Origin of the sequence: Streptomyces sp. NPDC088707, assembly GCF_044752725.1 — a bacterium.
GTDB lineage: Bacteria > Actinomycetota > Actinomycetes > Streptomycetales > Streptomycetaceae > Streptomyces.
In genome coordinates this window covers 268,321-287,461 of record NZ_JBIVLV010000003.1, presented here as the reverse complement: position 1 = coordinate 287,461, position 19,141 = coordinate 268,321, and the positions used below count along the sequence as shown (strand labels likewise).

Here is a 19,141-nt window from a genome sequence, read left to right as displayed (position 1 = left end):
TCAGCCCTCGTCCGGGGTGCCCAGCTCCGTGACCTCGACCCATTCGATGGCCGGGTCGGGGATGTAGAGCATGTTGTTCGCGGTGTCCACGGCGATCACCGCGTAGAGCACCGTCTCGCCGTCCGCCGCGCTCTCGTGGACGTACGAGGAGGCCGTCGGCAGCAGGTACTCGACGCGGTGGGCGACCCAGGCGGTGCCGCCCTCGCCGTCGTCCCACAGCGTGGCCTTGAAGACCTCGTACCGTTTGAGGTCGCCCTCCGTGTTCGGCGTCCACGCGAGGTGGACGCCGTCCTCCTGCGCGGTCGCCGTCAGGCCCTTGACGGCCGCCGGGGCGGTCCAGTCGTCGTGCGTGGCGGTGACGGCGGTCCGGGCGGAGGTGTTGCCGGCGGCGTCGACGGCCGAGACCCAGTACGTGTAGGCCGTCCGCTCGGCGGCGACGGCGTCCGTCCAGGTGGTGCCGGTGACACCGGTCGCGACCTGGGCGACCGGGTCCGTGGTGCCCTTGCGCTGCCGGTGCACGTGGTACTTCGCCGCGCCCGCGACGGGCTTCCAGGTGAGCGTGACGCCGGGGGTGCCGTCGTCCGCCGTCACGCCGGCCGGCGCGGCCGGGGCCGTACGGTCGACGGTGGTGACGGCGAGGTCGGCGCCGCCCGGGGACTCGTTGCCGGCCCTGTCGACGGCGCGGAGCTCGTACAGGAACCTTTCGCCGGTGGCCGGCGGGGAGTTCACGTACGAGGTGCCGGTGACCAGGGAGGTGGAGCTGCTGACCCTCGTCCAGGTGGCGGAGGTGCTCGGGCGCCGGTACACGCGGTAACCGGCGTGGTCCATCTCCTTGTTGGCCGCCCACTTCACGGTGACCCGGTTGAGCGCGCGGTCGTACGCGAGGGACGCGCCGGCCGGCGCGAGCGGGCGGACCTTGTCGGCGGTGGGCGAGGTGTCGGGCGTGTAGCCGAACGTGACGTTGGCGGCGCCCGTCCAGGTCGCGTAGGACACGTGGATCGTGTGCCGGCCGGCCGGGACGGTCACGGCGACGGTCTTCTTCTGGGTGGCGGAGACGTTCTTCCACAGGTCGATCTTCCGGACGCCGTCGAGGGTGACGCGGATGCCGTCCTGTGCCGCGGCGGTGAACGTGAAGGGGCCGCCGGAGCCGAAGTCGCGGGTGACGGACCAGCGGACGGAGAAGTTGTCCCTGGGCAGTGTGACGCCCGCCGGGTCGCCGGTGCCGTAGTTCTCGGCGATGACGCTGTCGCAGGTGGTCAGCCTGGGCGTGCCGGTGAGCGTGGTGTTGGCGTAGTACTCCGCCTTCCACACCGGGGCGGTGCAGGTGACGGCGGCGGAAGCCGGGGTGGCGGTCAGCAGACCGCCGGATGCGGCGAGCGCGGCCGTCGTGGCCAGGGCGCTCAGCCGGTTACGAGTCATCACAGGGAGAGGGCCCTTTCCGGACCTACGGGAAACAGGTGAGAGGCATGCGGACCCGTGGGGGAGCCGGGCGGTCCGGGTGGGGCCGGGTCACCGCCGGATGCGGACTCTACCGGCCGGTTCAGGCGCTGGACCAGCGAGTTGCGGCCCCCGCTCCGCCCGGCGCGACAGCGGCTTGCTCCGGGCGTTCAATGGAAGCGTGGTTACCGTCCGATGGCTGGTCACAGCGGGGCTCGCGTCCGTACTCGGCGCGGGTTCCCTCGCCGGGACCGCTCCGAGCCCGACTCCCACCCCCGAGCCTCCCCCGGCCCAGCCGCCGGCCCTGCTCGACCGGGCGGACGTGGACCGGGCCGTCGCCCGGGTCGACCCGAGCGTGGCGGAGCTGATGAGGAAGACCGGGGTGCCCGGGGTCTCCGTCGCCGTCGTTTACAAGGGCGAGGTCGTCCACATCAAGGGGTACGGCGTGCGCGAGGTCGGCAAGGACGGGAAGGTCGACGCCGACACCGTCTTCCAGCTCGCCTCCGTGTCGAAGCCGATCGCCTCCACCGTGGTCTCCGGAGCGGTCGGCGTGGACGGCTGGCAGAAGCCCGTCAACCCCGAACTCCCCGAGTTCCGGCTGAAGGACCCGTGGGTGACCGGCCACGTGACCGTCGCCGACCTGTTCTCGCACCGCAGCGGCCTCCCCGACCACGCGGGCGACCTGCTCGAGGACCTCGGCTACGACCAGGAGTACATCCTGTCCCACCTGCGGTACGAGCCCCTCGCGCCGTTCCGCGCCAGCTACGCGTACACCAACTTCGGCCTGACGGCGGCCGCCGAGGCCGTCGCCGCGGAGAAGGGCGTGTCCTGGGCGAAGCTCGCCGAGGACACCCTCTACAAGCCGGCCGGCATGAACGACACCAGCTCCAGCTTCCAGGACTTCGTCTCCAACCCCGACCGGGCACACGGCCACGTCAAGCAGGCCGACGGGACCTGGAAGGCGCAGTTCGTCCGCGACCCCGACGCCCAGTCCCCCGCCGGCGGCGTCAGTTCCTCGGCCCGTGACATGGCGACCTGGCTGCGGCTCCAGCTCGCCAACGGCTCGCTCGACGGGAAGCGGATCGTCGCCGAGGACGCCCTCGACCTCACCCACCACCCCGAGTCCGTCGCCAACCCGGCGCAGGCGCCCGCCGCGCGGACCGGCTTCTACGGCCTCGGCTGGAACGTGTCGTACGACGACGAGGGCCGGCTCCGCCTCTCCCACACCGGCGCGTTCGCGCTCGGCGCGCACACCAACGTCACGATGCTGCCGGGCGAGCAGCTCGGGATCGTCGTCCTCACCAACGGCGCGCCGGTCGGCGTCGCCGACACCGTCGCCCTCGACTTCTTCGACACCGCGCAGGACGGGAAGCCGAGCCGGGACTGGCTGCCGCTGGTCAACGCCCTGTACGAGCAGGAGGCGGAGGCCGGCCGCTCGGCCACCGACTTCGCGAGGACACCGGCCGACGCGACGCCCGCGAAGGCGAACAGCGCCTACACCGGCACGTACGGCAGCGACTACTACGGCCGTCTGACGGTGGTCGAGGAGAACGGCGGTCTGGTCCTGCGACTGGGGCCGGAACCGCAGTCGTACCGGCTCACGCACTACGACGGCGACACGTTCAGCTTCCCGACGCGCGGGGAGAACGCCGTCGGCCCCACGGGCGTCACGTTCTCCCCGGACGGCAGGACCGTCCGCGTCGAGTACCTGGACGAGACGGGCCTCGGCACCTTCACCCGTCAGTGAGTCCCGCCGTCCGTCAGCCGTAGCGCCGCGGCGTCCACGTGATCATCCGGCCGTCGGCACGCTCGACCGCCCTCGTCTGCGAGGAGCCGACGAGGAGCAGGGTGCGCATGTCGACCTCGGACGGCTCCAGGGTCTTCAGGGTCACCACGCGGACCGACTGCTCGGGGCCGCCGACGTCGCGGGCGACGACCACCGGGGTCTCGGGCGACCGGAGTTCGAGCAGGAGGTCGCGGGCGGCGGCCACCTGGTGCGTACGGGACTTCGACCCCGGGTTGTAGAGCGCGAGGACCAGATCGGCGGCGGCCGCGGCGCGCAGCCGGGCCTCGATGACGTCCCAGGGCTTGAGCCGGTCGGAGAGGGAGATCGTCGCGTAGTCGTGGCCGAGCGGGGCGCCCGCGGCGGCGGCGGCCGCGTTGGCGGCGGTCACCCCCGGGAGGACCCGTACGGGCACGTCCGCGTACTCCGGCTCGCAGGCGACCTCCAGGACGGCCGTGGCCATCGCGAAGACGCCCGGGTCGCCGCCGGAGACGACCGCGACCCGGTGGCCGCGACGGGCCAGGTCGAGGGCGAACTCGGCGCGCTCGGACTCCACCTTGTTGTCCGAGCCGTGCCGGATCTGCCCGGGGCGCAGCACCGGCACCCGGTCCAGGTAGGTGGTGTAGCCGACGAGGACGTCTGCGTTGACGAGCGCGCCGCGCGACTCGGGGGTGAGCCAGGGCGCGCCGGCCGGGCCGGTGCCGACGACGACGACCTCGCCCCGCTCGCGTACGGCGGGTTCGCGGTCGATACGGGAGGGCAGCACGGCGACGGAGAAGTAGGGGACGGAATCGGGATCGACGTCCACGAGGTCGCCGGTCCGCTCGCCCGCCATGAACGCCCGCTCCACGTACCGGGCGTCGTCGAGCCGGCCGGCCCGCTCCAGGGCCCGCTTCACGGTGGGGAAGGTGCGGCCGAGCTTCATCACGACCGCCGAGTCGGTGCCCGCGAGACGGGCCGTCAGCTCGTCCTCCGGCAGGGTGCCGGGGATGATCGTGAGGACCTCCTCCGCCTCGCACAGCGGCTCGCCGAGCCGGGCGGCGGCGGCGGACACCGAGGTGACCCCGGGGATGACGGTCGTGTCGTAGCGGTCCGCGAGGCGCTTGTGCATGTGCTGGTACGAGCCGTAGAACAGCGGGTCGCCCTCGGCGAGGACGGCCACGGTGCGGCCGGCGTCGAGGTGCGCGGCGAGGCGGGCCGCGGCCTCCTCGTAGAAGTCGTTCAGAGCGCCCCGGTAGCCGCCCGGGTGGTCCGTGGTCTCCACCGTGAGCGGGTACATCAGCCGCTCCTCGATGTGGTCCTCACGGAGGTGCTCCGCGGCGATCGAGCGCGCGATGGACCGGCCGTGGCGGGCCGAGTGGTACGCGATCACGTCGGCGGCGGCGATGGCCTTCACGGCGGCCACCGTCATCAGGTTCGGGTCGCCGGGGCCGAGCCCCACGCCGTACAGCTTGCCGGTCACTTCTGAATCTCCGCTTCGTGGGCGATCGCGTTGATCGCGGCGGCCGTCATGGCGCTGCCGCCGCGCCGGCCCCGTACGACGAGGTAGTCGAGGCCCAGGTCCTGCGCGGCCAGGGCGTCCTTGGACTCGGCGGCGCCGATGAAGCCGACCGGTATGCCGAGGACGGCGGCGGGCCTTCCGGCCCCCTCCGCGACCATCTGCAGGAGGTGGAAGAGGGCGGTCGGTGCGTTGCCGATGGCGACGACGGAGCCTTCGAGGCGGTCCCGCCACAGTTCGAGGGCGGCGGCGGAGCGGGTGGTGCCGAGTTCGGCGGCGAGGGCCGGCACGGACGGGTCCGAGAGGGTGCAGATCACCTCGTTGTCGGCGGGCAGCCGGCGCCGGGTGACACCGCTCGCGACCATCTGCGCGTCGCAGAGGATCGGTGCTCCGGCCTTGAGGGCGGCGCGGGCGTTCGTGACGACCCGCGGCGACCAGGCGATGTCGCGTACGAGGTCGGTCATGCCGCAGGCGTGGATCATCCGGACCGCCACCTGGGCGACGTCGGCGGGCAGGCCCGCCAGATCCGCCTCGGCGCGGATCGTGGCAAAGGACTGGCGGTAGATCTCCGCCCCGTCCTTCTCGTAGTCGAACATCCTGTTGTTCTCGCTCATCTCGTCGTGCGGGCCGCGGTCACGGCTTCGGGCAGGGCGGTACGGGGGGTGGGGACGCCGTCCACCAGGTAGTCGCCGCCGGCGGTGGCGAGGACGTCGGTCCAGGCGCCGTGCGGGTGACCGCAGCGACGCTCGCACCCGGAGAAGTGCACGGGGAGGACGGGGGCGGCGGTCGTGCTGCTGCTGACGGGGCCGGGGTGGCCGGGGCGCCCCGGGTGTCCCGGGTGTCCGGGGACGGCGTCGGCGCGGACGTCGGCGAGGGACTTCGCGCAGCCGGGCCGCCCGGTGCAGGCGGTGACACCGGCCCAGGGGGAGTCGGGACGGGTGATGAGCCCGGCCGCGTCGAGGGCGGGCAGCCGGTCGGCGCCGACCCCGGCCACGACGACCCCGCGCCAGGGTGTGAGCCGGACCTCCTCGGCGGGGAGCAGGGCCCGGAGCTGGGCGGCGGTGAGCCGGCCGAGCGGGGCGAGCACGGAGAGGGCGGCGGGCCCGAGGACGCCGGGGGAGAGGGGACGGCCCCGGGGGAGTTCCGGCGCGGGCACGGGCCGGGCCGTCACCCCCGATTCCAGCGGGTCCACCGGGTACGCCTCGGGGAGTTCCCGGACCCGCCAGGCCCCGGTTCCGGCCTTCCGCGCGGCGGCCAGGAACCCGCCCGCCACCGCGAGGGCCGCGGTGGGCGCGTCGGAGCTCGCGAGCCGGACGGCTCGCCCGCCGACGTGCAGCTCCGCCTCTCCGCCTCCCACTGCGACCAAGGTCACATCCCCGCCGAGCCCGGCGACATCGCCGCGTCCGTCGTCGAGGACGAAGAGGAACCGGCCGGAAAGGGCCGCCGCCCAGGGCGCGGAACGCAGGAGGGTGTCCAGCTCGCGGACCCACAACTGCACGTCGGCGGCGCCGAGTCCGTCGAGGCCCGAGGCCGGGGAGGCGACGATGTTGCGGACGCGTTCGTGGGTGGGGGAGGGCAGCAGGCCCGCCGCGTCGAGGAGTGCCGCCAGCTCGGCCCCGCAGTCGTCGGCGAGGCCGCGCAGCTCGGCGTTGCCGCGCGAGGTGATGCTGAGCCGTCCGTCGCCCAGGGTCTCCGCTGCGTCCGCCAGCGTCTCGACCTGACGGGACGTCAAACGGCCTCCGGGCAGGCGGAGTCGGGCGAGACGGCCGTCGTCGGCGGAGTGCAGGCGCAGCGCCCCGGGGCACGCGTCGCCACGGTCCCGTATGCGAGGTTCGCCCGGGTCGGGCGTCGGGGGCGGGGTGGGCGGCATGGCGGCGAGCATACCGACGGGTCGCCGGGCGGCCACCGGGCGCGATCCGGCCGCCACGGGGCCCTCCCTTCGGCCGTGGGCCGGCCGGCGCGGTGGGCGGCGGAGGCCGGAGCCCGGTCCGGCCGCGGTCGGAACGGGGGCTCCGTCCGCACGGTGAACGGCAGCGTGAACCGCACGGTGATCCGCGGTGTGAACCGCACGGTGGACCGCAGCGTGATCCGCAGTGTGATCCGGCCGACTCCGCCACCCGACCCGGCCCGTCGACCGCACGATCTACTATGCAGACGGCATGGGGTCCCAGGACCCCGGGGAGGAAGCCCGGTGAGAATCCGGCGCGGTCCCGCCACTGTGAGCCGGCCCGGGCTGTGCGTCTGCACGCCCCCGGGACGGTGAGTCAGGAACTCCCGCCGTCCATACGACCACCCGGGGCGCGGACAACCCCGAGGAAGGCCTGCGCTCGCCATGCTTCTGCTGCTGTCGCACTCCGACACCGACCTGCTCAGCGCCCGCGCGGCCGGCGGCCCGGTGGAGTACCGCTTCGCCAACCCCGCCCGTCTCCCCCTGGCCGAGCTGAACGGCCTCCTGGCCGAGGCCGAGCTCGTCGTCGTACGGCTCCTCGGCGGCCTCCGTTCCTGGGAGGAGGGCCTCGACGCGGTGCGCGCGGCCGGAAAGCCGGTGGTCGTCCTCAGCGGTGAACAGGCCCCCGACGCCCAGCTGATGGAGGCGTCCACCGTCCCCGTCGGCGTCGCCACCGAGGCGCACGCCTACCTGGCCCACGGCGGCCCGGCGAACCTGGAGCAGCTGGCCCGCTTCCTCTCCGACACCGTCCTGCTCACCGGGCACGGCTTCGAGTCCCCCGCGGCCGCCCCCACCTGGGGCCCCCTGGAGCGCGCCGCCCGCACGACGACCGGCCCGACCGTCGCCGTGCTCTACTACCGCGCCCACCACATGAGCGGGAACACCGCCTTCGTCGACGCGCTCTGCGAGGCTGTCGAGGACGCCGGCGCCCAGGCCCTCCCCCTGTACGTCGCCTCCCTGCGCGCCCCCGAGCCGGAGCTGCTCGACCGGCTCCGCACCGCCGACGCGATCGTCACCACCGTCCTCGCGGCGGGCGGCACCAAGCCCGCCGAGGCGCAGGCCGGCGGCGACGAGGAGGCCTGGGACGCGGGCGCGCTGGCCGCGCTCGACGTGCCGATCCTGCAGGCCCTCTGCCTGACCGGTTCGCGCGCCGCCTGGGAGGAGAACGACGAGGGTCTCTCCCCGCTGGACGCCGCGAGCCAGGTCGCCGTCCCCGAGTTCGACGGCCGGCTCATCACCGTGCCGTTCTCCTTCAAGGAGATCGACGAGGACGGGCTGCCCGCGTACGTCGCCGACACCGAGCGCGCCGCCCGCGTCGCCGGGATCGCCGTACGGCACGCCCGCCTCCGGCACATCCCGAACGCCGAGAAGAGGCTGGCGCTCGTCCTCTCCGCGTACCCGACGAAGCACTCCCGCATCGGCAACGCCGTCGGCCTCGACACCCCCGCCTCCGCCGTCTCGCTGCTGCGCCGCCTCCGCGCGGAGGGGTACGACTTCGGGCCCGTCGAGGAGCTGCCCGGCCTGGTCTCCGGCGACGGCGACGAGCTGATCTACGCCCTCATCGAGGCCGGCGGCCACGACCAGGACTGGCTGACGGAGGAGCAGCTCGCCAAGAACCCGGTCCGCATCCCGGCCGCCGACTACAAGCGCTGGTACGCGACCCTCCCGGAGGAGCTGCGGACCCACGTCGAGGAGCACTGGGGCCCGGCGCCCGGCGAGATGTTCCTGGACCGGTCGCGCAACCCCGAGGGGGACATCGTCCTCGCGGCCCTCCGCCGAGGGAACCTGCTGATCCTCATCCAGCCGCCGCGTGGCTTCGGCGAGAACCCGATCGCGATCTACCACGACCCCGATCTCCCGCCGTCCCACCACTACCTGGCCGCCTACCGCTGGATCGCCGCCCGCGCCGAGGACGGCGGCTTCGGTGCCGACGCCATGGTGCACCTGGGCAAGCACGGCAACCTGGAGTGGCTGCCCGGCAAGAACGCCGGCCTGTCTGCCGCCTGCGGCCCCGACGCGGCCCTCGGCGACATCCCGCTGATCTACCCGTTCCTGGTCAACGACCCGGGCGAGGGCACCCAGGCCAAGCGCCGTGTGCACGCCACGCTCGTCGACCACCTGGTGCCGCCGATGGCCCGCGCCGACTCGTACGGCGACATCGCGCGCCTGGAGCAGCTGCTCGACGAGTACGCGCAGATCTCCTCCATGGACCCGGCGAAGCTGCCCGCGATCCGCGCCCAGATCTGGACGCTGATCCAGGCCGCCAAGCTCGACCACGACCTGGGTCTGGAGCAGCGTCCCGAGGACGACGGCTTCGACGACTTCCTGCTGCACGTCGACGGCTGGCTGTGCGAGGTCAAGGACGCCCAGATCCGCGACGGTCTGCACGTCCTCGGCGGCGCCCCGGAGGGCGAGGCCCGGGTCAACCTGGTCCTCTCCATCCTGCGCGCCCGCCAGATCTGGGGCGGCACGCAGGCGCTGCCCGGTCTGCGCGAGGCCCTCGGCCTCGACGAGTCGGCCGCGACCCGCACCACCGCCGACGAGGCGGAGGCGAAGGCCCGCGAGCTGGTCGAGGCGATGGAGGCGGCGGACTGGTCCGTGGACGCGGTCCCGGCGGTCGCCGCCGCGTACGGTGCCGAGGTGCACGCCGTGCTCCGCTTCGCCTGCGAGCAGGTCGTGCCGCGGCTGGCCGCCACCACCGACGAGCTCAGCCACGCCGTGCACGCCCTGAACGGCGGCTTCGTCCCGGCCGGCCCGTCGGGTTCGCCGCTGCGCGGCCTGGTCAACGTCCTGCCGACCGGACGGAACTTCTACTCGGTCGACCCGAAGGCCGTGCCGTCCCGGCTCGCCTGGGAGACCGGTCAGGCGCTCGCCGACTCGCTCCTGGAGCGCTACCGCACCGACAACGGCGAGTGGCCGACGTCCGTGGGCCTCTCCCTGTGGGGCACCAGCGCGATGCGCACCGCCGGCGACGACGTCGCCGAGGCCCTCGCCCTGCTGGGCGTCCGCCCGCTGTGGGACGAGGCCTCGCGCCGGGTGAACGGTCTGGAGCCGATCCCGCTCGCCGAGCTGGGCCGCCCGCGCGTGGACGTCACCCTGCGCATCTCGGGCTTCTTCCGGGACGCGTTCCCGCACGTCATCGGCCTCCTCGACGACGCCGTCCGGCTCGTCGCGGGCCTGGAGGACGAGTCCGCCGAGGACAACTACGTCCGGGCGCACGCGCAGGCCGACCTCGCCGAGCACGGCGACGAGCGGCGGGCCACCACCCGTATCTTCGGTTCCCGGCCCGGCACGTACGGCGCGGGCATCCTCCAGCTGATCGACTCCCGCGACTGGCGCACCGACGCCGACCTCGCCGAGGTGTACACGGTGTGGGGCGGTTACGCGTACGGGCGCGGGCTCGAAGGCCGCCCGGCGCGCGCCGAGATGGAGACGGCGTACAAGCGGATCGCGGTGGCCGCGAAGAACACCGACACCCGCGAGCACGACATCGCCGACTCCGACGACTACTTCCAGTACCACGGCGGCATGGTGGCGACCGTCCGCGCGCTCAAGGGCACGGCCCCCGAGGCGTACATCGGCGACTCGACCCGCCCCGAGACCGTCCGCACCCGGACGCTCGTCGAGGAGACCTCCCGGGTCTTCCGCGCCCGTGTGGTCAACCCGCGCTGGATCGAGGCGATGCGCCGCCACGGCTACAAGGGCGCGTTCGAGCTGGCGGCGACCGTCGACTACCTCTTCGGGTACGACGCCACGACCGGTGTCGTCGCCGACTGGATGTACGACAAGCTCACCCAGGAGTACGTCCTCGACCCGGAGAACCAGGCCTTCCTGAAGGAGGCCAACCCCTGGGCCCTGCACGGCATCGCGGAGCGGCTCCTGGAGGCCGAGTCGCGCGGCATGTGGGAGAAGCCGGACCCGGAGACCCTGGCCGCGCTGCGCCAGGTGTTCCTGGAGACCGAGGGCGACCTCGAAGGCTCCTCCGACGAGGACTAGGTCCTCACGGGCCTCACCAGGGCGGGGGCCGGCGCCAGTTCCAGGCGGCGACCCCGGAAGCCCTCCCTGAGGCGCCGGTCGTGGGTGACCACGACCAGCGTGCCCGGGTAGTGCGCGAGCGCGGCCTCGATCTCCTCCACGAGCGCCGGGGCCAGATGGTTGGTCGGCTCGTCGATGAGGAGGAGATCGGCCGGTTCGGTGACGAGACGGGCCAGTTCGAGTTTCCGGCGCTGTCCTGTCGACAGATACCGGACCGGGGTCGTCAGGTCCCCGGCGGAGAAGAGACCGAGGGCGAGCAGTTCGTCCGTACGGTCCGCTCCGAAGGCCTCGCCCACCGTACGGGGGTCGGCGGGCGGGGCCGTCTCCTGACGGAGCATGCCGACCCGGACCGGCGCCTTCACCGTGCCCGCGTCCGGGGCGAGTTCGCCCGCGAGCACCTTCAGGAGCGTGCTCTTCCCGGCGCCGTTCGGCCCGGTGACCAGGAGCCGCTCGCCCGGGTCGAGGTGCAGGGCGTCGAGCCGGAGCCGGCCGTCCACGCGGACGCCGGCGAGGTCGACGGGCGCGCCCTCCCCACGGAGCTCCGCGCGGAACCGCAGCGGCTCCGGCGGCGCCGGCACCGGGGCGGTGGTCAGCCGGGCGAGCCGCTCGCGGGCGGCCCGGATCCGGCTCATCGCCCCGTGCGCCCGTGACCGCGCCCGGAAGGCGCCCGCCCCGCTGAACGAGGCCGGTGCCTTGCGCGGGATGGCCGAGAAACGGTCGATGTTCGTGTCGGCGAGCGCCCTGTACCGGGCGAGTTCGGCCCTCCACTCCTCGTGCTCCCGCTGTCTGCGGGCCCGTTCGGCGGCGCGTCCGGCGAGGTAGCCGCTGTAGCCGTCGCCGTAGCGGCGGACGGTGTGGCGGTCCTCGTCGACCTCCAGGACGGCGGTGGTGACCCGGTCGAGGAAGACCCGGTCGTGGGAGACGGCGACGACCGTGCCCCGGTGGGTGCGCAGCCGCTCCTCCAGCCAGGTCACGGCCTCGTCGTCGAGGTCGTTGGTCGGCTCGTCGAGCAGTAGCAGTTCGGGCTCGGCGGCGAGGACGGCGGCGAGTGCGAGCCGGGACCGCTGTCCGCCCGAGAGGGTGCCCAGGGGGCGGGCCAGGTCGAGCGGGCCGCGCTCGCCGAGCCGCCGGAGCGTGGTCTCGACCCGCCGGTCGGCCCCGGCACCGCCCCGCGCCTCGTGGGCGGCGAGCAGCTCCGCGTACCCGGCGAGGTCGCCGGTCTCGGCGAGCGCGGCCTCGGCCGCCCGGATCGCCCGCTCCAGCTCCCGCACGTCCGCGAGCGCCTGGTCGACGGCGTCGCCGACGGTCGCGGTCGGGGGCAGGTCCAGGGTCTGGGCCAGGTGGCCCGTGCCGCCGGGGGACCGGACGGTCACCGTGCCGTTGTCGGCGGTCTCCAGGCCGGCGAGGAGCCGGAGGAGGGTGGACTTCCCGGAGCCGTTGTCACCGACGACGCCGAGGCGCTCACCGGGGCGGACGGTGAGGGAGACCCGGTCGAGCACGGTGCGGTGCCGGACGTGCCGGTCGTCGTAGCGCTTGCTGACGTCGGTGAGATGGACACGGAACAAGGGCGATCTCCTGTGCGTCGACGACAGATCGGGTGGAGATAGAGACGAGACGTCTCGTCTTCTGTCGTCGACGGTACTCCAGGCGCGACCCCCTTCGCAAGACGTTCCGTCTCGTTGGGTGGGGGTGTCGGGTCGGGAGCGCCGGGCAGGGGGCGGCAGGCGGGCAGTGCCGGACCGGGAGCGGCGGGTCGGGAGCGCCGGGTCGGGAGCGCCGGAGTGAGAGTCAGGCCGAGGTCGTGCGCAGCACCAGCGCGGCTATCGCGAGCAGGGTGATGACCACGACTGGTGCCACCTCGTAGTCCTTCGCCCGCAGGTGGGTGATCAGGGCGCCGATGAAGTAGAGCGTGACGCCGATCGCCGCCGCCCCGCCGAGCGCCGGCACGGCGAGCCCCGCGAGCAGGCCGAGCGCACCCGCCGCCTTCAGCGTCGCGAGGCGCGGCAGCCAGGATTCCGGCACGTCGAGCCTGGTCATGTTGCCGACGATCTGCGGGTTGCGGGTGAAGGTCAGGAAGGCCGAGGCCGACAGCGCGAGGGCGAGCAGCGCGGCGACGACGACATAGCCGATGAACATGGACGTACTCCAATGATCCGAGTGCCTCAATCGTTGAACTGTATCAACGATTCCCCGTGCTCCACAATAGGTCCGCTGCTACGGTGGAGGACATGGCAGCTCTCCCGACCGACCGCCTCGGCTTCCTCCTCTCCTTCCGCGGGGAGCTCACCGGTGCGCGCATCCGCGCCGCCCTCGGCGTCGCGGGACTGCACCCGAGGAACGCGATGACGCTGATGCAGCTCGCCCCCGGGTCCATGAGCCAGCGCGAGCTGGCCGCCGCCATGGAGGTCGACCCCAGCCAACTGGTCGCGATCCTCAACGAGCTGGAGTCGGACGGGCTCGCCGAGCGGCGGCGCGACCCGGCCGACCGGCGCCGCCACATCGTGGAGATCACCGAGGCGGGCACGGCCGCCCTGGACCGGGTCGACGCGGCCGTGAGCGCGGCCGAGCGCGAGCTCTTCGGCGACCTCACCGAGGCCGAACAGGTCCTGCTGCGCGGTCTGCTGGACCGGGTCGTCGTGGACGCGGCCGATCACGAGTGCGACGCCGGGTGAAGACCCGGGGTCACCCTGACCGCGACGCCGGGTGAAGACCCGGGGTCACCCTGACCGCGACGCCGGGCAGGAGGATTCCCTGAGGAGCGCGCGCGACCGATGAGTTCCGGTGGGGCCGGGGGTCTACCCCCATGAACACCCGCACGGCCCACCACCGAGGAGCTGACCATGGTCGAGACCGACACCCGCGTCCTGGACACCGCCGGCGCGATCCTGCGCTACGACGTACGCCCCGGGACCGGGACCGACGAGCGCCCCCTGCTGATGATCGGGTCCCCGATGGACGCCACCGGCTTCACCACGCTCGCCTCCCACTTCGCCGACCGGACCGTCGTCACGTACGACCCGCGCGGGGTGTCCCGCAGCGAGCGCACCGACGGCGCGGCGGAGACGCTCCCCGAGGAGCACGCCGACGACCTGGCCCGGCTGATCGAGGCGCTCGGCGCCGGCCCCGTGGACGTCTTCGCGAGCAGCGGCGGCGCGGTCAACGCCCTCGCGCTGGTCGCCCGGCGCGGCGACCTCGTCCACACGCTGGTCGCGCACGAGCCCCCGACCGCCCGGGTCGTCCCGGACCGCGAGGCGGTCCTGGAGGTCTGCGCGGACGTCCACGCCACCTATCTGCGGGACGGCTGGGGACCGGCGATGGCCAAGTTCCTGGCGCTGACCGCCCGGACGGGCGAGTTCCCGGCGAACTGGGCCGAGGAGCCCGCCCCCTCTCCGGCCGCGTTCGGCCTGCCGGCCGAGGACGACGGCTCGCGCGGCGACCCGCTGCTCGGCCAGAACATGCGCGGCTGCACCTCCTACGCCCCCGACTTCGCCGCCCTGCGCGCCGCGCCGACCCGGATCGTCGTCGCCGCCGGCAAGGAGTCCGAGGGCACCTTCGCCGCCCGCGCGGCGGTCGCGGTCGCCGAGGGTGTCGGCACCCCGCTCGCCGTCTTCCCGAGCCACCACGGCGGCTTCCTGGGAGGCGAGTTCGGCCAGCAGGGCGCTCCGGCGGAGTTCGCGGAGGCCCTGCGTGCGGTGCTCGACGACAAGACCGACTGACCTTCCGTGTCAGCCCTTTCGCGCGGCGGCGGCCTGCACGGCCGCCGCCGCGTCGGCGTCGCATCTGGAGAGAAGGGTGAGTTGTTCTAGCGAAGTGCGAACAACTTGTTCTATCCTGGTGCGAACAAGGGAGGTTCCCCATGGACCGAGCCAGGCCGTCCACACCCGCCGTGCCCGCCGCTCCGGCGACGACACCCGCGACCCCCGCGACACCCGTGCCATCCGCGCCATCCGTGACGCCGCCGACTCCGGCCGCCACGCGCCGTCTTCGCGCGCTCGCCGCGTTCCCGTTCGTCCTCGCCCTCGTCGGCCACCTGACGCTGCTCGCCGTCTGGCACGACCGGATCCCCGAGACCCTCGCCACCCACTTCTCCGGGGCCGCCGGTGGCCGGGCCGACGGCTTCACCGGCCGCACCGCGTTCATCGTCATCAGCGTCGCCCTGCTCGTAGGACTCGGCACCGGCTGGACGGTCCTCGTCCGCCGCACCGCACTCTGGGGCGCGTGGGCGACGGCCGGACTCGCCGGAACGCTGCTCGTCCTCCTCGTACGGGACAACCTCGACGCCGTCGACCCGGCCCGGGTCGTCTCGCCGCTCACCGACCTGGCGCTCGCCGCGGCCATCGCCGCCCTGTGCGCCCTCGCGGGCTGGGCGCTGACCCGCCTCGTACCGGCCGGCGGGACGACCGGGGCCCTCGCGGGCGAACCCGACGCACCCCGGCTCACCCTCGGCGCGAGCGAGGTCGCCGGCTGGACCCGCGCCACCACCTCCCGGCCGCTGACCGTCCTCGCGGCGCTCGCCCTCGTCGCCGTCCCGGTCGGCCTGGTCCTCGCGCCCTGGCCCGCAGCCCTGCTCGCACTGCTCGGCCTGGTCGTCGGCGTACCGGGGCTCGCCCTCGCCCGGGTCCGGGTCAGCGTCGACCGGCGCGGCGTCACCGTCCGGCCCTCGTTCGTCTCCCGGCCACGCGTGCGCGTGCCGCTCGACGAGGTCACGGGCGCGAGCGTCCGCGAGCTCGACACCGCCGCCGTGCTCGCCGACTACGGCGGCTGGGGCTACCGGGTCCGCGCCGGCCGTACGGGCGTGGTGCTGCACTCCGGCGAGGCCCTCGTCGTACGGCGGGACAACGGCCACGAGTTCGCGGTCACCGTGCCCGACGCGCGCACGGCGGCCGCCCTCCTCAACACGCTCGCCGAACGGCATGGGAAGGTCTGACCGTGCTCTTCCGTGTCGACCCGGCCTCCGCCGTGCCCCTCGGCGACCAGATCGCCGCCTGCGTCCGGGGCGCCCTCGCCGACGGCTCCGCCGCGCCCGGCGAGCGCCTCCCGGCCGCCCGGGACCTCGCCGACTCCCTCGGCGTCAACGTCCACACCGTCCTCCGCGGCTATCAGCGGCTCCGCGAGGAGGGCCTGATCGAGCTCCGCCGGGGCCGCGGCGCCCTCATCGTCCCCGGCGCCACCGCCCCCGACCGCGCCCGCCTGGTCTCCCGGCTCCGAGAGGCGGCAGCGGACGCCCGTGAACTGGGCCTGACGGAAGAGGAGTTCGTGGACCTGGCGCGGACGAGCCTGGCCTAGGGCGCGGCATCTCGTGCGGACGAGCCGGGACCGGGCCGTCCCACCGCCCGGCTCAGCCCAACTCCCGTACCGGCGCACCCGCCAGAAACGCCTCGATGTCCTCCACCGCCTGCCCGAAGTACCGCCCGTAGTTCCCCGCCGTCACATAGCCCAGGTGCGGCAGCGCGAGCACGTTCGGCAGGGACCGCAGCGGATCGTCCGCGGGCAGCGGCTCCGTCTCGAAGACATCGAGCCCGGCCCCCGCGATCCACCCCTCGCGCAGCGCCCGCAGCAGCGCACCGCCGTCGACGAGCCCCGCACGGGAGGTGTTGACGAGGTACGCGTGCGGGCGCATCGCCCGTAGCTCGGGCTCCCCGACCAGGCCGCGCGTCCGGTCCGAGAGCACCATGTGGAGCGAGACGAAGTCGCTGTCCGCGAACAGCTCCCGCTTGTCCTTCGCGCGCCGTACGCCGTGCTCGGCGGCCCGTTCCTCCGTCAGGTTCGGGCTCCACGCGCGCACGTCCATCCCGAAGGCGAGGCCGATCCGGGCCACCCGGGCGCCGATCTTGCCGAGCCCGACGAGACCGAGGGTCCGGCCCGCCAGGTCGGCGCCGACGGTGGACTGCCAGGGCCCGCCCTCCCGCAGCGCCCGCGCCTCGGCCGGTACGTGCCGGGCCAGGCCGAGGAGGAGTGCCCAGGTGAGTTCGGTGGGCGGCTCGGAACTGCTGGCCGTGCCGCAGACGGTGATCCCGCGCGCGCGTGCGGCGGCGACGTCGACGGAGGCGTTGCGCATCCCGGAGGTGAGGAGGAGCCGGAGCCGGGGGAGCCGGGCCAGGAGGTCGGCGTCGACGGGGGTCCGTTCCCGCATGACGACGAGGATCTCGCAGTCCTCGACGGCGGCGACGAGCGCGTCCCGGTCGGTGAGGTGCTCGCGCAGGACGCGTACCTCGACGCGGTCGGCGAGCGGGCTCCAGTCGGCGGAGGTCAGGGCGACGCCCTGGTAGTCGTCGAGTACGGCGCAGCGCAGCTTCATGACGGCATGATCGCGCACGGCCCGAGGAGGGCGGGGCTGACCCCACCCTCCTCGGGCCGTGGCGGTCCGGAGTCCGATCGAGCCGGGCTCCCGCGGGTCACCGACGGATGGTGTCGTCGGTCTTGAGGTCGTTCAGGGCGTCCTCGAAGTCGTCGACCTCGTCCGGGCAGTAGACCTGGAGAACGATCCGCTCGACCTGGACGGCCTTGGTGTCGGTGATGACGGGACGCATCCCGGGGCCGGTGGCGCCGTTCCCCTGCTGGATCTTCCACAGAGCCGTCTTCAGGGCGTTGCCCGGGTCGTCGCAGACCGGACCGCCGTCGGTGCCCAGCACCTGTTCGACGGTGTCGGTGTCGGGGGACGGGTATCCCGCCCTCACCAGCTCCTCCTGGAGCCGGCGGGCCTTGGACGCGGACTCGTTGCTCGTCGCCACGGTCTCGTACCGGAGGAGGCCGGTGATGACGAGCCCGAGGAGGATCACGATCGCGCCCCAGTAGATCCACTTGTGCTCGGAGGCGAACCGGGTGGGGCTCATGCCTGCTCTCCCTCGCTCGGAGCGGTGGCGGTGGCCGTCTTCCAGCTCGGCTTGCGGAACCTCAGGAAGGCCCACGGGATGAGCAGGCCCAGGATGACGAGGCCGCCGCCGACGATGGCGACGTACGACCAGACGCTGCCGCTGCCGAACTGCGAGCTCGGGATGAAGCCGATGCACAGGGCGGCGAGCGAGGCGAGCAGGCCGACGACGCACAGCACGCCCAGCGCGGGTGCGCGGTAGCCGCGGGGGTGGTCGGGCTGGGTCTTCCGCAGCCGGATCGCCGCGGCGAACATCAGCAGGTAGACGATCAGGTACACCTGCGTGGTGATGACCGAGAAGATCCAGTAGACGCTGGAGACGTTCGGGATCAGCGCGTACCCGAGGGCGATGACCGTGGTCACGACGCCCTGGGTGACCAGGATGTTCTGCTGGATGCCGTTCTTGTTCAGCTGCTGCAGGAACGGCGGCAGGTAGCCCTCCTGGCGGGAGATCTCCAGCAGGCCCTTCGAGGGGCCCGCGAGCCAGGTGAGCATGCCTGCGAGGGAGGCGGACACCAGGGCGACGGCCGCGATCGGGGTGAGCCAGCCGATGTGGAAGTACGCGAAGAAGGCGTCGAAGGCCTGCATCACGCCCGCCGTGAGGCTGAGCTGGTCGGCGGGGACGACCCAGCTGATGGCGAGCGCCGGCAGGATGAAGATCAGCAGCACCAGGCCCATCGCCAGGAACATCGACTTGGGGTACTCCTTCGCCGGGTCCTTGAGCGAGGAGACGTGCACGGCGTTCATCTCCATGCCGGAGTACGACAGGAAGTTGTTGACGATCAGGACGAGGCTGGCGAGACCCGTCCACTGCGGGAAGAGGTTCGCGGCGGTCATCGGGGCGGCCGAGGGGTTGCCCTGGCCGAGGAAGACCATGCCGAGGACCACCAGCAGGGTGCCGGGGATCAGGGTCCCGATGATCAGACCCCAGCTGGCGAGGCCGGCCAGTGCCTTCGTACCGCGCGAGGAGATCCACACGCCCGTCCAGTAGAGGACGACGATGACGATCGCGGTGTACGGGCCGTTGGAGGCGAGGGCCGGGTCGATGATGAAGGCGATGGTGGACGCGACGAACCCGAGCAGGCTCGGGTAGTAGAAGATCGTCATCGCGAACTGGCACCACACGGCCAGGAACCCGAGCGGTTTCGACAGGCCCTCCGAGACCCACCGGTACACGCCGCCGTTCCAGCCGGAGGCGAGCTCCGCGGAGACCAGGGCGGTCGGCAGCAGGAACACGATCGCCGGGACGAGGTAGAGGAACACGCAGGCCAGGCCGTAGACGGCCATGGTGGGCGCGGCCCGCAGACTCGCCACCGACGCCGTGGTCATCAGGGCGAGCGTCACCCAGGTGAGGGTGGTGGGCGCGGGCCGCGTCGCCGCCGCCCGTGGCCTGGGTACGTCGGCCGACGTGTCGATGCTGCTCATGGGGCCCTCCCTCAGGTCGCGCGATGAGCCCAAGCTCGGTCGCGCGGGGGTCTTCCACAAGCGGAGGACGTCCGGACGGGGGACCCGGTGTGCGGGCCCCGGGTCCGTCGGTGGACAGTCCGTCAGCTCGTCAGTCCGTCAGCT

The 19,141-nt window shown here is 73.6% G+C and carries 15 protein-coding genes and 1 riboswitch; of the genes, 6 read left to right on the top strand and 9 right to left on the bottom strand.

Annotated features, from left to right (window positions below; translation table 11 throughout):
* Positions 1 to 1,419 carry a fibronectin type III domain-containing protein gene (locus ACIP84_RS12075; RefSeq protein ID WP_401797598.1) on the bottom strand — a complete coding sequence of 473 codons (1,419 nt, stop codon included), beginning with the start codon at positions 1,417 to 1,419 and terminating at the stop codon, positions 1 to 3.
* Positions 1,420 to 1,618: 199 nt separating this feature from the next.
* Between ACIP84_RS12075 and ACIP84_RS12070 the strand changes: the two genes are divergently transcribed.
* Positions 1,619 to 3,184, top strand: coding sequence for a serine hydrolase (locus ACIP84_RS12070; RefSeq protein WP_401797595.1), 1,566 nt, complete (start codon positions 1,619 to 1,621; stop codon positions 3,182 to 3,184).
* Positions 3,185 to 3,197: 13 nt separating this feature from the next.
* Here the strand turns inward: ACIP84_RS12070 and cobJ are convergent, their stop codons facing one another.
* Genes cobJ through ACIP84_RS12055 form a run of 3 tightly spaced genes read right to left on the bottom strand, consistent with a single transcriptional unit; the run spans position 3,198 to position 6,600 of the window.
* Positions 3,198 to 4,682 carry a precorrin-3B C(17)-methyltransferase gene (gene cobJ, locus ACIP84_RS12065; protein ID WP_401797592.1) on the bottom strand — a complete coding sequence of 495 codons (1,485 nt, stop codon included), beginning with the start codon at positions 4,680 to 4,682 and terminating at the stop codon, positions 3,198 to 3,200.
* Positions 4,679 to 5,314 (bottom strand): precorrin-8X methylmutase, encoded by a 636-nt coding sequence (locus ACIP84_RS12060; RefSeq protein ID WP_401797975.1) that lies wholly within the window; start codon positions 5,312 to 5,314, stop codon positions 4,679 to 4,681. The genes cobJ and ACIP84_RS12060 overlap by 4 nt, the downstream gene beginning before the upstream one ends.
* A gap of 14 nt (positions 5,315 to 5,328) precedes the next feature.
* Positions 5,329 to 6,600, bottom strand: a complete 1,272-nt coding sequence (locus tag ACIP84_RS12055; RefSeq protein ID WP_401797974.1) for a cobalamin biosynthesis protein CobG — start codon at positions 6,598 to 6,600, stop codon at positions 5,329 to 5,331.
* A 256-nt stretch (positions 6,601 to 6,856) separates the two neighbouring features.
* Positions 6,857 to 7,015: riboswitch (cobalamin riboswitch) on the top strand.
* A 35-nt stretch (positions 7,016 to 7,050) separates the two neighbouring features.
* On the opposite strand from ACIP84_RS12055, the gene cobN reads away from it, so the two are divergent.
* On the top strand, positions 7,051 to 10,662 hold the full coding sequence (gene cobN, locus ACIP84_RS12050; RefSeq protein WP_401797589.1) for a cobaltochelatase subunit CobN: 3,612 nt from the start codon (positions 7,051 to 7,053) through the stop codon (positions 10,660 to 10,662).
* Here the strand turns inward: cobN and abc-f are convergent.
* Together abc-f and ACIP84_RS12040 are read right to left on the bottom strand one after the other, a co-directional pair.
* Positions 10,659 to 12,266 (bottom strand): ribosomal protection-like ABC-F family protein, encoded by a 1,608-nt coding sequence (gene abc-f / locus ACIP84_RS12045; RefSeq protein WP_401797586.1) that lies wholly within the window; start codon positions 12,264 to 12,266, stop codon positions 10,659 to 10,661. The genes cobN and abc-f overlap by 4 nt on opposite strands.
* 223 nt (positions 12,267 to 12,489) lie before the next feature.
* On the bottom strand, positions 12,490 to 12,837 hold the full coding sequence (locus ACIP84_RS12040) for a DoxX family protein (RefSeq protein ID WP_401797583.1): 348 nt from the start codon (positions 12,835 to 12,837) through the stop codon (positions 12,490 to 12,492).
* 92 nt (positions 12,838 to 12,929) lie between these two features.
* On the opposite strand from ACIP84_RS12040, the gene ACIP84_RS12035 reads away from it, so the two are divergent.
* From ACIP84_RS12035 to ACIP84_RS12020, 4 genes are all read left to right on the top strand, one after another.
* Positions 12,930 to 13,373, top strand: a complete 444-nt coding sequence (locus ACIP84_RS12035) for a MarR family winged helix-turn-helix transcriptional regulator (protein ID WP_401797580.1) — start codon at positions 12,930 to 12,932, stop codon at positions 13,371 to 13,373.
* A 168-nt stretch (positions 13,374 to 13,541) separates the two neighbouring features.
* Positions 13,542 to 14,417, top strand: coding sequence for an alpha/beta fold hydrolase (locus ACIP84_RS12030; protein ID WP_401797577.1), 876 nt, complete (start codon positions 13,542 to 13,544; stop codon positions 14,415 to 14,417).
* 140 nt (positions 14,418 to 14,557) lie between these two features.
* The gene (locus ACIP84_RS12025; RefSeq protein ID WP_401797574.1) at positions 14,558 to 15,628 is read left to right on the top strand and encodes a hypothetical protein; all 1,071 of its coding nucleotides are present in this window, start codon (positions 14,558 to 14,560) and stop codon (positions 15,626 to 15,628) included.
* 2 nt (positions 15,629 to 15,630) lie between these two features.
* On the top strand, positions 15,631 to 15,987 hold the full coding sequence (locus tag ACIP84_RS12020; RefSeq protein ID WP_401797571.1) for a GntR family transcriptional regulator: 357 nt from the start codon (positions 15,631 to 15,633) through the stop codon (positions 15,985 to 15,987).
* A 52-nt stretch (positions 15,988 to 16,039) separates the two neighbouring features.
* Here the strand turns inward: ACIP84_RS12020 and ACIP84_RS12015 are convergent, their stop codons facing one another.
* From ACIP84_RS12015 to ACIP84_RS12005, 3 genes are all read right to left on the bottom strand, one after another.
* Entirely contained in the window at positions 16,040 to 16,999 is a 960-nt protein-coding gene (locus tag ACIP84_RS12015; protein ID WP_401797568.1) for a D-2-hydroxyacid dehydrogenase family protein, read from the bottom strand.
* Between the two features lie 97 nt (positions 17,000 to 17,096).
* Entirely contained in the window at positions 17,097 to 17,534 is a 438-nt protein-coding gene (locus ACIP84_RS12010; protein ID WP_401797566.1) for a hypothetical protein, read from the bottom strand.
* Positions 17,531 to 18,997, bottom strand: coding sequence for an APC family permease (locus ACIP84_RS12005; protein WP_355956893.1), 1,467 nt, complete (start codon positions 18,995 to 18,997; stop codon positions 17,531 to 17,533). The genes ACIP84_RS12010 and ACIP84_RS12005 overlap by 4 nt, the downstream gene beginning before the upstream one ends.
* Between the last annotated feature and the right edge of the window lie 144 nt (positions 18,998 to 19,141).

Coding starts and splice junctions, on each gene's coding strand:
- ACIP84_RS12015 (WP_401797568.1), bottom strand. CDS start 16,999: ATGAAGCTGCGCTGCGCCGTACTCGACGACTACCAGGGCGTCGCCCTG.
- cobN (WP_401797589.1), top strand. CDS start 7,051: ATGCTTCTGCTGCTGTCGCACTCCGACACCGACCTGCTCAGCGCCCGC.
- ACIP84_RS12035 (WP_401797580.1), top strand. CDS start 12,930: ATGGCAGCTCTCCCGACCGACCGCCTCGGCTTCCTCCTCTCCTTCCGC.
- ACIP84_RS12005 (WP_355956893.1), bottom strand. CDS start 18,997: ATGAGCAGCATCGACACGTCGGCCGACGTACCCAGGCCACGGGCGGCG.
- ACIP84_RS12060 (WP_401797975.1), bottom strand. CDS start 5,314: ATGTTCGACTACGAGAAGGACGGGGCGGAGATCTACCGCCAGTCCTTT.
- ACIP84_RS12025 (WP_401797574.1), top strand. CDS start 14,558: ATGGACCGAGCCAGGCCGTCCACACCCGCCGTGCCCGCCGCTCCGGCG.
- ACIP84_RS12075 (WP_401797598.1), bottom strand. CDS start 1,419: ATGACTCGTAACCGGCTGAGCGCCCTGGCCACGACGGCCGCGCTCGCC.
- ACIP84_RS12055 (WP_401797974.1), bottom strand. CDS start 6,600: ATGCTCGCCGCCATGCCGCCCACCCCGCCCCCGACGCCCGACCCGGGC.
- ACIP84_RS12040 (WP_401797583.1), bottom strand. CDS start 12,837: ATGTTCATCGGCTATGTCGTCGTCGCCGCGCTGCTCGCCCTCGCGCTG.
- ACIP84_RS12010 (WP_401797566.1), bottom strand. CDS start 17,534: ATGAGCCCCACCCGGTTCGCCTCCGAGCACAAGTGGATCTACTGGGGC.
- ACIP84_RS12030 (WP_401797577.1), top strand. CDS start 13,542: ATGGTCGAGACCGACACCCGCGTCCTGGACACCGCCGGCGCGATCCTG.